A 12,896-nucleotide genomic window follows, 5' to 3' on the forward strand; every position below is an offset into this window, starting at 1 on the left:
GCACTCGGTATCCCTCCGAGTGCCACCACTAAATCCAAAGTATGAGTGTAATCCGGTATCGAAGAACAATTCATTACTCTGAACAAGTGGCAAAGTTAATACTATTTCTTCCGTCCTGAAAATTTCTTGTCCTTTTTAGCCTCCGGGAACACAAAAGTCGTGTTATATTCCCCGTCAAAGGCGACAACAGCATCGAAACTCTTGCCCTGTTTGCTCTTGAACCCTTTGAGCAGCTTGGTATGCCCTTCGGTGAGCAGGTCTTTGATTTCATCGTCGGACAGGGTGCGTCCCGCTTTCAGCCGGAACACGGGCAGTCCGCACTCCGTGTTGTCGCAGCGTACCACCTTGCCGTAGAACCGCATCCTGCCCGTGCCACACTTGGGACACGCGCAGCCGGAGTCACGGCTGCCGAAGAGCTTGTCGCACGAGATCAGTTCGGAGGTTATCTCACGTGTGTACGCCTCTATCTCCTTGCGGAAGGTGTCGTCGGACAGTTCCCCGCGCTCGATACGCGCCAGCTCCTTTTCCCATTCGCCCGTCATGGCAACATCGGCGATGCGCATCGTCTTGACGACGGAATTGAGGGCAAGTCCTTTTTCGGTGGGAACAAGCGACTTCTTGCAGCGTTCCATGTAACCGCGCTTGAAAAGCGTTTCGATGATGGAGGCGCGTGTGGCGGGAGTACCGATGCCACAGTCCTTCATCGCCTGCCGCAGTGCGTCGTCCTCAATTTCCTTGCCCGCCGTTTCCATTGCCGAGAGCAGGGTGGCTTCGGTATGCAGCGGCTTGGGTTTGGTCTTTCCTTCGGTAATGGACGAGCCTTTCGGTGTCAGCGTGTCGCCTTCCTGCCAGCCGGGGATGGTAATTTCCTCTTTTTCCTCGCCATAGACGGCACGCCATCCGGTTTGCTTCACGACGCTGCCTTTTACGGTAAACTCCACTCCGGCACATTCCGCCGTGACAGTGGTCACATCCTTGACGCATTTCTCAGAGAATGCCTCGACCATGCGCCCGGCAATCATCTGATAGATGGTATTGTCCTCTTTGGAGAGGAAGAGCGGTTTCTCGCCCGTGACGAGCAGGGCATGGTGGTCTGTCACCTTGCCGTCGTCCACGCTGCGGCGTGTCGGGGCGGCTTTTGCCCGCACCTTGTCTTTCCATTCGGGCTGTGTGCCGATGAAAGCGAGCAGTTTGGGAATTTCGGCAAACACGTCTTCGGGGATGTAGCGGCTTCCCGTTCTCGGATAGGTTATCAACTTCTTTTCGTAGAGTTTCTGCGCGATTTCAAGCGTCTGTTCCGCCGTGAAGCCGTGCTTGGCGTTGGCTTCTTTCTGGAGCGTGGTCAGGTCGTAGAGCAAGGGAGTTTCCTCCGTCTTCTCCTTGCGCTCGGCTTTCGTGACAGTGGCGCAACCTGCCGCCTTTACCTTATTATATAGTTCCATCGCCGGTTCTTTCTCTTTCCATTTCTCGGAGGATGAGAATTTCACGACTTCGCCGTCGCAACCGTCCGTTGCGATATGGAGCTGCCAGAATGCTTCGGACGTAAAGCGGCGGTTCTCCCAGTAGCGTTCACATACCATAGCCAACGTTGGTGTCTGCACCCGCCCCACGGAATACGTGCCGTGTCCGGCGGCGATGGATAACGCCTGTGTGCCGTTGATGCCCACGAGCCAGTCGGATTCGCTCCGCGCTTTGGCGGCGAGGTAGAGGTTGTCGTATTTGCTGCCGTCTTCGAGTTTCCGCAGTCCCTCGCGGATAGCTTTGTCGGTGAGAGAGCTGATCCACAGGCGCACGAAAGGAGTGGTGCAACCCGTATAGTGGTAGAGGTAGCGGAAGATAAGCTCTCCCTCGCGTCCGGCATCGGTCGCCACGATGATATGTTCGCTTGTGTCGAACAGTCTTTTGATGACTTTTATCTGCGACACCACGCCGCTGTCGGGCTTGTAACCTTTCTCCGTCCTGACCTGACGGGGGACGAGCGTGAATGTGTCGGGAATAATCGGGAGGTTGTCACGGACAAATCCGCGCACGCCGTAGCCGTCGGGCATGGCAAGCTGAACGAGGTGTCCGAATGCCCATGTCACGGCATAACCGCCTCCCTCGAAATATCCTTCCTCTCTCTTTGTCGCGCCCACGATGCGGGCGATTTCACGTGCCACGGAGGGCTTTTCTGCAATGATTGTCTTCATGTCTTCTTCTTTTTTGTTGATACTTTGGATTTTATTTTGGATTCAGTGGCGGACACGGGATTACATTTTCATGCCCTTGCCCGTTTTCTTCTGCGGCTTCTCCTGCTGCTGTTGCTGGCGGGCGTCCTTCGGGTTGGTCTGACCTTTCTGCAACGGCTCTCTCAGATTCTTTGTAGCCTCGTTGGTCTTGCCATCGTTGTTCACCGCCACCTGCGTGCGGCTCTCGTTGGACGGAGCAACCTGCTGTGCATTGTCAGGGTTCGTGTCGTAGCGGTACGGGCGTCCCTTCTCCGGGTTGAACTTGATATACATCGTGGCATGGAAGCCCTGCTTGTCGGTCACGTTCTCCAGCTTCACGGCTTTACCCGCCACATAGTCGGCTTTCTGCTGGTCGGTGAAGCTCACGCCGCTCCATTTGCTGATGGGGCGGATGCTGCCGTCCTCGTTCGTCCACGTGTTGCGGCGTTGCTCCTTCTTGGTCTGTGCGGCATTTTCCCCGCCCTGCGCCTGACTTTTCGATGTGTCGCCTTTGGTTTCCTGTGTCTGTGCGGTACGGGGCGACTTGCCGGTTCCCGGCACGAACTCCACGCCGCGCTGCTCCACGTTCACTTGCAGGGTGGTGACGAACTTTCTGCCGTCGTTGCGCTCGATGAGCTTGTCGCGTACGGGCAGTCCGGCGCGGAGCATGTCCCGCTCCTGCGTGGTGATTTCCGTCTTGCCGATGCGCTCCGGGATGCGCACCCTGCTTGCCGGAATGTCCGTGATTTCATTCGTCTTGCGGTCGATGCTGATGTAGGAGGGGATGATCTCGCCCGTTTCCCTGTCCACAATGTCCACGACCCTACCGAGATTGCCCGTTTCGCGGAGGTTCTTCCGGTCATTGTCGGAGAATTTGTGTTCCTTGTACTCATCCAGCTTCTGCTCCTTGCGGATGAAGTGCGGCACGAGGCTGATGTTTCCCTCACCGTCCTTCTTGAAGGAGAGGCGGGCGTCCAGCTCGAATGATTCGCCGCCGAAGGTCGGTTTGACCTTTACCAAGTCGGACTTGCCATAGTTGAGCATCTTCGTAAGGTCGCCGGACTTTTCAAGGTTGTCCCGCTTTACGCCCCATCTGTCCTCCAGCTCCTGCCAGTTGATTTTACTCTCGTCGATGGGCTGGTAGCCACGTTTGCCCTGCATCTGTTCGGATTTGTCCTGTTGCTGTTCTTTCCGTTGTTCCATGTTCTCCTGTTTTTGAGGTTCTTGTTTCTCTGTCTGTTGTGCTGCCATCTCTTCCTGCACCTTCTTCTCATAGTCGGAGGTGTCCACCTTGTGAGGGGCGAGCAGCTCCTTGTTCGCTTCGGGGTCTTTCAGCAGTTGCTTCATCACCTCTAAGAGATTTTCAGCTTGGTCTGCCGCAATGCGGTAGAAACCGAAGCGGCTGGGTTCCTTGCACTGCCGGAAGAAGTTCTTGAAGAAGTTGTCCAGCACGTCGCCATGTCGGTCGAATTGCAGGAAACTCTGCGCGTTCTCCGCTTTTGCGGGGGTGCGCTTGGGTGTGCCGTCCGCGTTCAGCCCGGCTACCACGCTGATCTCGCCTGTCTTCTCGTCACGGACTACCAGCACGTCCTTTTCGTCTTTTTTCTTTGCCATCTGAAAAATGTTTTAATGGGTTATTTATGAAAGAAATTATGGATACGAGCCTTGTAGAAGGCTATATCTTCCTTTTTGAAGTCCTTGATATGGTTGGAAAGGAATGTCAGCACGTCCTCCTCGCTGTAATAGGTCTTCTTGCCCAGCGTCTTGTAGGGCAATGCGCCTACGCTGCGGTAGCGTTGGAGGGTGCGTTTGCTTATCTGGAGCAACATGCACAAATCCTGATTGTCGAAAAGGCGGATGCTTTCCGTGATAGTGGGCTGTTTCCCCTCAGCCTTCATCGCCAGCAGCAGTTCGTCCTGACGGTCGAGCCGTTCCATCAGCTTCTGCATCCAGCCCTCGAAGTTGTTTCGTGTGAGCAGTTCCATGACCTATGTCCTCCTTCCTTTTGGTTTGCCGCCCGTGCGCAGCGTGTGGTTGTGGAACAGGGTGTCTATTGTCCCTTCCTCGTTCCTTACTGTGTTGTCCTCCAATAGCCGCAGTATCTCGGAAAGGCGGTAGCGGCAGCTTCCGCGTACCACCACATACTCGATACGGTGGTCGGTGCGCATACGCTGCATGGTGCGCTTGCTCACGTTGAGCATCTTCGCCGCCTGTGCCGTGTCAAGCAGCTTGTCTTCGGTTTCCCGCTTCCGTTTCTTCTCGTCCCTTGCCTCGCGGATGTACCCTGCGATGTTCGCAATCTGCGCCATCATCTCCTTGTAGGCGGAACTTTCCATTGTTATCACTTTCATGTTCAGTCCTTTCTTTTTGTTTCTGCGACAAAATTCGGCAATAAACAAAAGGGGCTTTAACAACTCACTACGTGACTCACGTAAGATTTTTGCGGAAGATGGCTCCGTAACCCGGTCAAACGGCGCAACAGGCAGCCTTTCAGCGGAAAACGATACGTCTTGTATGCCGTTTCGTTACCTTTGCGGCAAACTCTAAATGACATGAATATGGAAATAGTATCTATCGAGAAAAAGACTTTCGAGATGATGGTGGCGGCATTCGGCGCACTCTCGGAGAAGGTCGCCGCCCTGAGGCGCAAAAGCGACACGGGGCGCATGGAAAGATGGCTCACGGGCGAGGAGGTCTGCGGGCAGTTGAGAATAAGCCCGCGCACGTTGCAGACGCTGCGTGACAGGCGGCTTATCGGCTACTCGCAGATAAACCGCAGGTTCTATTACAAGCCAGAGGAGGTGAAGCGGCTGATACCGCTTGTCGGCACGCTCTATCCGCACGGCAGATGATTTGATTTATTCACCCACTGAATCCGAAGTTATGATGAACGAGAACAACGATGTTTTTACGATGGAAGACGAGCCGATAGCCTCTGTGGTGCAGGATATGCGCAAAGGCTCGAAATGGCTGTCCGCATTTCTGGAAAGCTACCGTCCTCCGCTGGACGGGGAACGTTACCTGACGGACGGCGAGGTGTCGGAACTGCTCCGTGTGAGCCGGCGCACCTTGCAGGAATACCGCAACAACCGCGTGTTGCCCTTCATACTTTTGGGAGGGAAGGTGCTTTACCCGGAAACGGGGCTGCGCGGGGTACTGGAAGCGAACTACCGCAAGCCGCTGGAGTGAGGCGGTTTCATGAAAAAGTAAACGGGTGACACCTTTTGTGGTGCTACCCGTTTACTTGTCTTATGGGGTATGTGCAATCAGCAATACCCGGCTTTTCCGTTCTGTATGAACATCACGTATGTCTGCCGTTTCTCTTGTGAGAGTGCCTTTCCCACCAGCCATGTGCGGAACAGGTGGGTGTTGTAGGTATTCACCCTGAAAGCGACCGGGATGATGATTTCAAGGGCGTACACGTCCGCGTGCAGCCCGTTTTCAAGCTGCATGTAGCGGCACACCTCGTAGTCGTTCAGCACGTCCGACTTGCGGACGGCTCTGATGGCGGCGTTCACTGCCGGGACGGTCGTATGGAACAATCCGGCTATTTCGGTGGCGGTCATCCACACGTCGTTACCGGTTACGCTGACTGCCTTGTCCTCGATGATGATTGTGTCACGTTTCATGGCTTTTCTTTTTAGATGGTGCAACCTGCAAATTCCTCGACGCCGTTCAATCTTGCGGCAAGGTTCTCCATGTCCTGATTGAGCTTCTCTTTGGTTATCTGTAGGCTCGGCAAACAACGCCTTTCCGCTTTACAGCGGTAGGTTTTCGCTTACCTGCCCCCGAACCGTACTTACACGTCTCCATGTATACGGCTCTCCATCTGTAACATCATCTTACTTGACACATCTCTGGATTTTTGCGTTACACTCCGCACATACAACCAAAGTCTTTCTGTGCATGTAGAGCATTTTGCGTTCCCAGTCATTTTTACCTTTTAACTCTTTGAGTGTGCGGACATGGTGCATTACCACTTCTCCGTGCTTGCCACATAGTTCGCACGTTTTTGTTGTAAGCCTTTCTATCAGACTCAACGATGGCGTTTTGAACATGTACGGCAGATTGTCACTTGGGGCTGTTTCACAATCCGTTTTGCGGGCATATCCCTCATTATAGAATACCCTGTACTTGGTTTCTCCTCCCTTGTTTACAAAAGGCACTGCAAAGAGATTGTCCTTGCGGTATCTTTCAATGACTTTTCTCACTGACATATTCAGCTTTTGAGCAAGAGTTTTGTACATGGAGAACTTCATAATACAGCCGAAAGAGCGTCCCAAAGCCGATGCATTGTTTGCTATTGAGTAATAGTTGTAGAACCCTCGTATTTCGGTATTAAACTGAGATACAATCTCGTGCGCTTCATTGTCAATCATATAAGTCCTGCCTTTTGACACCCATGTCTCCTTGCCGTGTTTGGTGACAACTTTCATGGCTTCGAGGCTGAGCAGCTTGTTCTTGATTACTTCTCTTGAAACGTGTAGTATCACATTCCCGTTGAAGTATCTGCGCACTGTTCCGTTACTGTTTCTCTTTGTGGCATAGTCTTTACGGACATATATTTCGTAACCCAAAAATTTTGCGCTGTCTTGTGCATTTGTAATCAAAGTCTTTTCCTGTGACATCTCCAGCCTTAACTTTTCCTGCATAAACTTAGTGATGTCAGCTTTGATTGTCTCACATTCGTTTTTCGTTCCGATAACTCCGATAAGAAAATCATCGGCATAGCGCACGTATTTCAACCTGCGAAAGTTTACATCCATATCATTGCCACTTGGCATTGTAAGTATCAGCTTCTGCTTTTCGTGCAGTTCTTCTACCGTCCTTGTTCTTACGTTTACATCCTCTACTTCATTTATCCTACGTTTTAGGTAGTGTACTCTGCTGTTGAGTTTGCAAATATCCTTGTTGCGGCTTCTTGCTGTCCCTTTATTGAATTTGTTGGCATATTCATCCATGTACTTATCGAACTTGTCTAGGTATATGTTTGCCAAAATAGGGCTTATGATACCACCTTGCGGTGTCCCTGAATAAGTCTTGTTGAATTGCCACTCTTCCATGTACCCTGCATTGAGGAATTTCCGTATCAGACGAAGAAATCTGTCGTCTGCTATTCTGCCTTTCATTATTTCTATCAGCACATTATGGTCTATGTTGTCAAAGAAGCCTTTTATATCTCCCTCAATGAACCATTTTGCACCGTTGAAATTGTTTTGTAGACTTTTCAGTGCTGTGTGGCAGCTTCGGTTTGGTCTGAAACCGTGCGATGTCCACTCAAAGTGTCCCTCATATATGGCTTCAAGCACCATTCTTACTACCTCTTGAACCAATTTGTCTTCAAAAGACGGTATTCCTAGCGGACGCATCTTCCCATTCTTTTTCGGAATGTAAGTTCTCTTTGCAGGATTGGGACTATAAGTCTCATCCTTTATACTCTCTATGAGTTTGTTTATCCTATCAATGCTCATTTCATCCTCAGTTTTGCCATCTGTGCCGGGTGTCATGTTGCCCGGCTTTGCATACATACGTTGGTAGGCGACAAAGAACATCTGTTCATTGAATAGAATACGGTAAAGCCTTTCGTATTTATACTCGGGCTCATTGCTGTGTCCAGCTAAAATGTTTAATACTTGCTCTGGATTTCTCATACGTCTCTCACGTTTTCCGTTGTTTGTATTAAAGTTACAGACTACTTCCCTTCGCCATGTACAAGGCTTTCCCTTGCTCAGACTACTACGGAAGTTCCGTTACCATATCGGATATTCAAAAGCTTTCTTTATAGCTGTTTGTTCCAGCGTTCCGACTTAGGTAATCCCCAGTTAGTTCTCTTAATAACTATTAGCACGACATACTGTCGGATGTGACTTTCGTTCTTGTCCGCTTATTGCGGCTGTGTCATAGTCGGTTCTTTATGCTCTGCACTAACGCACAAAATAGGCAGAGTACTATGAAACAACGTATGTATAATAGTCTTCCGTTGTTGCAAGATTTGGTACCACTGAACTATCATTCAACCAATCAAGGCTTCATCCTTATGTATGTCTTTTCGTCTTGCCCCTCAGTCGCCACCTGACTATTAGTGGACTTGGAGCTTTAATCAGTATGCTACACTCTCCATCGGGTTTCCCTTTTGGATAAACTGATTGACGATAGGACTATATCGAACCCAATCCTAACTTCTTGCTAAAGAAGTATTTATTAAGCGACCATTCTGGGCGCACTTGCGTAAATCTGCGTCGTCTTTATGCTCTTGTGTCCGAGCATGGAGCTGACCGTTTCGATGGGAACACCGTTGGAGAGGAATATCGTCGTGGCTGCCGTGTGGCGGCTCTGATGCCACGTGATATGCTTGGTGATGCCGCAACGCTTGGCGACGGCACGGATACCGGCAAGGCACGTGTTATAATGCGGAACGGGAAATATCCTGCCGTCCCCGCACAGTCCCCGGTATTTGCCGATTATGCGGTTGGCGATGTCGAGCAGGCGGATGTTGGACACCACGCCCGTTTTCTGGCGGTTGATGTTTATCCACTCGTGTTCGTCGAAGTAGGTGCGGATATTCTCTTCCGTAAGGTTGCGCATATCCGCGAACGACAGCCCCGTGAAGGCGCAGAACAGGTAGAGGTCGCGGTACAATTCCTGTTTGGCGTTTTTCAGTTTCCCCTCCATCAGCAGGCGGATCTCATCTTTGGTCAGGAAACTGCGTGTTGTTTCCTCCTTCTTGATTTCATACTCGCGGAACGGGTCGCGCGTCAGCCACTCGTTGTTGATGGCGATGAATACCATCGTCCGTAACGGGCAGACGTACAGCCACACGGTATTGGTGCAGCAGTGCTTGTCCGTGCGCAGGAACATCTCGAAGTCGGAGATGAAAGCCGGGGTAAGCTCTTTTAGGGCGATGTCCTTCACATGGTAGCGGATGTCGAGGAACTCTTGCATGTGCTTGTAAACGGTGCGGTACTTCAGCAGCGTGCCTTTGGCTTTCATGCCTGCCTCCACCTGCTTCTCGTAGTCCTCGTTGTGCTGGCGGAACACCTGCATCAGCGTGTGGTAGCGGTGTTCCAGTCCGAGAAAGGCGTTCTTCACCTTCTCCGCCGTGACGAAGTTGTCACGCTCCATGATTTCCTGATAATGCCTGTTGATGCGTACCCGCATCTTGTCAAGCATACGGTTCGTTTCGAGTGCCGCCGTGCTTCTGCCCGTGACACGTCCACCTTTGGTGTCCCACAGTTTCGGATCGACAGTCAGTTTGCAGCTGAACTGTGTCTGGCTGCCGTCCACCGTGATGCGTCCCATGACGGGAACTGTCCCGTCCTTTTTCACTACCTGACGCTTGAGGTAGTAGATTACTGAAAATGTACTCTTCATTGTCCTTAATTTTTGGGTTTCAAAATTAGTTGGTGAAGAGTCCGGTGTTGGTACGCAAAACGGGGAGGAACGGCGCAATCTTTTTCCGTAACCTGATTTTTCGCATGAGTTATGGATAACTCACTATTCCTTAGAGCCTTGTTTCGCTATTCGTACCCGTTTGTCGCATTTTCGGGCATGGTTACGAACAAGTAACGTAGCGGCGTCAGGATTTGGCTTCGGCAGGGATTGTAATGGCTTCACGGATTATCGCCACTTCAACCAAAACCCTTGTAACTCAATTCTATCACTATATCTTTCCGCATTTCACTTTTTTGTAGTAACTTTGCAGTAATAATTAACTTAAAACCCAACCTTATGTACGGAAAAATGAAAGACTTTCTCAGCACGACTTTGTCTGAGATTCGCGAAGCTGGCCTATATAAAGAGGAGCGATTGATAGAGAGTCCTCAAAAGGCTGCTATTAGTGTAAAAGGTGGAGAGGTGCTTAACTTCTGCGCTAACAACTACCTAGGTTTATCTAACCACCCACGCTTGATAGAAGGTGCTAAAAAGATGATGGATCGTCGTGGTTTCGGTATGTCATCAGTGCGCTTTATTTGTGGTACGCAAGATATTCACAAAGAGCTTGAGGCAGCTATCAGCGATTATTTCCAAACAGAAGATACCATTCTTTATGCTGCATGTTTCGATGCAAATGGTGGTGTGTTCGAGCCTTTGTTTACAGATCAAGATGCTATTATTAGCGACTCTTTGAATCATGCTTCTATTATTGATGGTGTACGTCTTTGCAAGGCAAAGCGTTATCGCTATCAGAATGCTGATATGGAGGATCTTGAACGTTGCCTAAAAGAGGCTCAAGCGCAGCGTTTCCGCATCATTGTTACAGATGGTGTATTCTCTATGGATGGCAATGTGGCTCCTATTGACAAGATTTGTGATTTGGCAGAGAAGTACGATGCGTTAGTAATGGTTGATGAGTCTCACTCTGCTGGTGTGGTCGGTGCTACTGGTCATGGTGTTAGCGAATTGTGCAAGACGTACGGTCGTGTAGATATTTACACAGGTACTTTAGGTAAAGCTTTTGGCGGTGCGCTAGGTGGTTTTACTACTGGTCGCAAGGAAATCATAGACTTATTGCGTCAGCGTAGTCGCCCTTATTTATTCTCTAACTCTTTGGCTCCTTCTATCATTGGTGCTTCGCTAGAAGTATTCAAGATGTTGAAAGAGAGTAACGAATTGCATGATAAGCTTGTAGAAAACGTGAATTACTTCCGTGATAAGATGCTTGCAGCAGGCTTTGATATTAAGCCTACACAGAGTGCTATCTGTGCTGTTATGTTGTATGATGCTAAGCTTTCACAGATATTTGCTAGCAAGATGCAGGAAGAAGGCATCTATGTTACAGGTTTCTACTATCCAGTAGTACCAAAGGAGCAAGCTCGTATTCGTGTTCAGCTATCTGCTGGTCATGAGCGCGAACATCTTGACAAGTGTATTGCAGCATTTATTAAGGTGGGCAAAGAACTTGGTGTTTTGAAATAATCGAAACTAAAAGATAAAAAAAGATGTACTCCACACGAAGTACATCTTTTTTTTTATTCGTCTTAATCTAAAGTTTAAATGTTTTTGTTACGACACCTTTATAGGTGTTGATTGTAACGTAAAGGGAGTCGCCTTGTTGGTATGTGCTTAGCGGAATACTAGCGTATACCTTTGAACTATAATACGCTGGCACACCTCCTTGATTATGAGCAAGTGTAAAAGAATAGGCTTTACTTGTACCATTTTTTTGCAGGCGACTTACTGTTTGGAGTAATCCTACCGATTGAATAGCCTTCTCATCGTCGGCTATCCCAGTCTTAATGATAAGACTTAGGTTAAGATACTTCTTGTTCTTGCCTATCCATGCACTCTCAAGTGTGAGTGGGTCAGTGTTCTGTTGCTTTGCTTCGCTTATCAGAGTAGGCTTTAGTGTGAGTACTCTTTTTATAGCAATAGGTTCCGTTATGCCATTTTCTACCTTATTATAATAGAGCATTGCACGGTAAGTGGAATCGGGCGTAGTAGCCCATTTTGCAGCGATTGCTGGCGAAAGTGTTAGCGATGTGTTGTCGTCTGTTATGGCAGAAGCAAAGGCTTGAGCATAGTTGGTTGTCGCATCAACAAACTCTGTGTGTAGATACGACAAAGCAGAGTCGCCAGTTTCATAATAATCGTGCCGACAAGCTATTGCGGTTAATGCTAAAAATCCTATGATTATTTGCTTCTTCATTTTCTTCTTATTAACGGAATAGCTTAGAATTGGTTTTCTACTATCTCTGTCAAGACCTCCTTAATATCAAGTCCTGCTGCACGCACTTGCTGGGGTATGAAGCTCGTTGGGGTCATACCAGGGGTGGTATTAATTTCAAGCATATTGATAACATCTTTACCTTCAGCATCCTTTGAGATAATATAATCAATACGAATGATACCATTAGCATGAAGAATTTCATAGATTTGAGCCGTAAGTTTAGCTACTTTCTTAGCTGTCTCTGGGTTCATGCGGGCAGGTGTTATCTCCTCTACCTCACCATTGTACTTAGCGTTATAGTCGAAGAATTCATTCTTTGTAACGACCTCTGTTGCAGGAAAAACTACGACACCCTTATCCTTTGTCTTGTAAGCCCCTTGTGAAATCTCCATTCCATCAAGGAATTTCTCTATCATAACATCACTACTTTCCATGAAAGCAACACGAAGGGCAGGTGCTAATTGGTCGGCATTCTTCACCTTTGATACCCCGAAACTACTACCATCGGCAGCTGGTTTTACGAAGCAAGGCATACCCAAACGCTCCTCAATTTCCTTTTCGTTGATGGTTTCACCACGACGAACAAGTATGCTATCGGCTACATTAAAGCCAAAGCCACGTAAATAATTGTTAAGTACAAACTTATCAAAAGTCATCGCTTCAACCAACACTCCACTAGTAGAGTAAGGTAAATGGATAAGTTCAAAATAACCTTGCATCACACCATTTTCACCTGGCTGACCGTGAATTGTGATATAAGCATAATCGAAAACAACCGCTTTACCCTCGAATACAAAAGAAAAATCGTTCTTATCAATAGGAGCTGTATCACCGTTGGGTAAATTAACATACCAATCTGTTCCCTTAACATCAACAATATATATGTTATAACGCTCTTTATCGAAGAAGGAATAGATACCTTGAGCCGAGCGCAATGATACATCATGTTCTGATGAGTCGCCGCCACAAACAATGGCGATAGTTCTCTTTAAGTCTTTCATTTCTTTATCTATTATTTATAA

At 48.8% G+C, this 12,896-nt stretch carries 12 protein-coding genes; 3 read left to right on the top strand and 9 right to left on the bottom strand.

Translation table 11 applies throughout. The annotated features are described in order from the left end of the window. Nucleotides 1-101: 101 nt before the first annotated feature. From PREBIDRAFT_RS04585 to PREBIDRAFT_RS11085, 4 genes are read right to left on the bottom strand one after another with little or no spacing between them, the layout of a single operon-like run. Nucleotides 102-2,189, bottom strand: a complete 2,088-nt coding sequence (locus PREBIDRAFT_RS04585) for a type IA DNA topoisomerase (RefSeq protein WP_004291456.1) — start codon at nucleotides 2,187-2,189, stop codon at nucleotides 102-104. A 60-nt stretch (nucleotides 2,190-2,249) separates the two neighbouring features. Next, nucleotides 2,250-3,821 (bottom strand): DUF3945 domain-containing protein, encoded by a 1,572-nt coding sequence (locus tag PREBIDRAFT_RS04590; protein WP_004291455.1) that lies wholly within the window; start codon nucleotides 3,819-3,821, stop codon nucleotides 2,250-2,252. A gap of 20 nt (nucleotides 3,822-3,841) precedes the next feature. Continuing rightward, nucleotides 3,842-4,192 (bottom strand): helix-turn-helix domain-containing protein, encoded by a 351-nt coding sequence (locus PREBIDRAFT_RS11080; RefSeq protein WP_004291454.1) that lies wholly within the window; start codon nucleotides 4,190-4,192, stop codon nucleotides 3,842-3,844. Nucleotides 4,193-4,195: 3 nt separating this feature from the next. Beyond that, the gene (locus PREBIDRAFT_RS11085) at nucleotides 4,196-4,621 is read right to left on the bottom strand and encodes a helix-turn-helix domain-containing protein (protein ID WP_004291432.1); all 426 of its coding nucleotides are present in this window, start codon (nucleotides 4,619-4,621) and stop codon (nucleotides 4,196-4,198) included. 138 nt (nucleotides 4,622-4,759) lie between these two features. On the opposite strand from PREBIDRAFT_RS11085, the gene PREBIDRAFT_RS04600 reads away from it, so the two are divergent. Together PREBIDRAFT_RS04600 and PREBIDRAFT_RS04605 are read left to right on the top strand one after the other, a co-directional pair. Further along, nucleotides 4,760-5,059, top strand: a complete 300-nt coding sequence (locus PREBIDRAFT_RS04600) for a helix-turn-helix domain-containing protein (RefSeq protein ID WP_004291426.1) — start codon at nucleotides 4,760-4,762, stop codon at nucleotides 5,057-5,059. 31 nt (nucleotides 5,060-5,090) lie between these two features. Next, nucleotides 5,091-5,396 (top strand): helix-turn-helix domain-containing protein, encoded by a 306-nt coding sequence (locus PREBIDRAFT_RS04605; RefSeq protein ID WP_004291424.1) that lies wholly within the window; start codon nucleotides 5,091-5,093, stop codon nucleotides 5,394-5,396. A 77-nt stretch (nucleotides 5,397-5,473) separates the two neighbouring features. Here PREBIDRAFT_RS04605 and PREBIDRAFT_RS04610 read toward each other — a convergent pair whose 3' ends face one another. From PREBIDRAFT_RS04610 to PREBIDRAFT_RS11095, 3 genes are all read right to left on the bottom strand, one after another. Beyond that, a complete protein-coding gene (locus PREBIDRAFT_RS04610; protein WP_004291423.1) occupies nucleotides 5,474-5,836 on the bottom strand; it encodes a hypothetical protein in 363 nt (120 codons plus the stop codon). 213 nt (nucleotides 5,837-6,049) lie between these two features. Then, on the bottom strand, nucleotides 6,050-7,858 hold the full coding sequence (locus PREBIDRAFT_RS04615; RefSeq protein ID WP_004336894.1) for a reverse transcriptase/maturase family protein: 1,809 nt from the start codon (nucleotides 7,856-7,858) through the stop codon (nucleotides 6,050-6,052). A 550-nt stretch (nucleotides 7,859-8,408) separates the two neighbouring features. Beyond that, on the bottom strand, nucleotides 8,409-9,578 hold the full coding sequence (locus tag PREBIDRAFT_RS11095) for a site-specific integrase (protein ID WP_004336895.1): 1,170 nt from the start codon (nucleotides 9,576-9,578) through the stop codon (nucleotides 8,409-8,411). Nucleotides 9,579-9,935: 357 nt separating this feature from the next. Here PREBIDRAFT_RS11095 and kbl point away from each other — a divergent pair, with 357 nt between their 5' ends. After that, nucleotides 9,936-11,123: a glycine C-acetyltransferase gene (gene kbl / locus PREBIDRAFT_RS04630; RefSeq protein ID WP_004336896.1), complete on the top strand. Its 1,188-nt coding sequence runs from the start codon at nucleotides 9,936-9,938 to the stop codon at nucleotides 11,121-11,123. A 67-nt stretch (nucleotides 11,124-11,190) separates the two neighbouring features. On the opposite strand, the gene PREBIDRAFT_RS04635 is transcribed toward kbl, so the two are convergent. Together PREBIDRAFT_RS04635 and PREBIDRAFT_RS04640 are read right to left on the bottom strand one after the other, a co-directional pair. Further along, nucleotides 11,191-11,853, bottom strand: coding sequence for a NigD1/NigD2 family lipoprotein (locus PREBIDRAFT_RS04635; RefSeq protein WP_004336898.1), 663 nt, complete (start codon nucleotides 11,851-11,853; stop codon nucleotides 11,191-11,193). A 23-nt stretch (nucleotides 11,854-11,876) separates the two neighbouring features. Next, nucleotides 11,877-12,875, bottom strand: a complete 999-nt coding sequence (locus tag PREBIDRAFT_RS04640; protein WP_004336899.1) for a D-alanine--D-alanine ligase — start codon at nucleotides 12,873-12,875, stop codon at nucleotides 11,877-11,879. Nucleotides 12,876-12,896 lie beyond the last annotated feature (21 nt).

This window comes from Prevotella bivia DSM 20514, assembly GCF_000262545.1.
Classification (GTDB): domain Bacteria; phylum Bacteroidota; class Bacteroidia; order Bacteroidales; family Bacteroidaceae; genus Prevotella; species Prevotella bivia.

Excerpts from the sequence above, each read along its gene's own strand:
- PREBIDRAFT_RS04585 (WP_004291456.1), bottom strand. The coding sequence starts at position 2,189 with ATGAAGACAATCATTGCAGAAAAGCCCTCCGTGGCACGTGAAATCGCC.
- PREBIDRAFT_RS04590 (WP_004291455.1), bottom strand. The coding sequence starts at position 3,821 with ATGGCAAAGAAAAAAGACGAAAAGGACGTGCTGGTAGTCCGTGACGAG.
- PREBIDRAFT_RS11080 (WP_004291454.1), bottom strand. The coding sequence starts at position 4,192 with ATGGAACTGCTCACACGAAACAACTTCGAGGGCTGGATGCAGAAGCTG.
- PREBIDRAFT_RS04600 (WP_004291426.1), top strand. The coding sequence starts at position 4,760 with ATGAATATGGAAATAGTATCTATCGAGAAAAAGACTTTCGAGATGATG.
- PREBIDRAFT_RS04605 (WP_004291424.1), top strand. The coding sequence starts at position 5,091 with ATGATGAACGAGAACAACGATGTTTTTACGATGGAAGACGAGCCGATA.
- PREBIDRAFT_RS04610 (WP_004291423.1), bottom strand. The coding sequence starts at position 5,836 with ATGAAACGTGACACAATCATCATCGAGGACAAGGCAGTCAGCGTAACC.
- PREBIDRAFT_RS04615 (WP_004336894.1), bottom strand. The coding sequence starts at position 7,858 with ATGAGAAATCCAGAGCAAGTATTAAACATTTTAGCTGGACACAGCAAT.
- PREBIDRAFT_RS11095 (WP_004336895.1), bottom strand. The coding sequence starts at position 9,578 with ATGAAGAGTACATTTTCAGTAATCTACTACCTCAAGCGTCAGGTAGTG.
- kbl (WP_004336896.1), top strand. The coding sequence starts at position 9,936 with ATGTACGGAAAAATGAAAGACTTTCTCAGCACGACTTTGTCTGAGATT.
- PREBIDRAFT_RS04635 (WP_004336898.1), bottom strand. The coding sequence starts at position 11,853 with ATGAAGAAGCAAATAATCATAGGATTTTTAGCATTAACCGCAATAGCT.
- PREBIDRAFT_RS04640 (WP_004336899.1), bottom strand. The coding sequence starts at position 12,875 with ATGAAAGACTTAAAGAGAACTATCGCCATTGTTTGTGGCGGCGACTCA.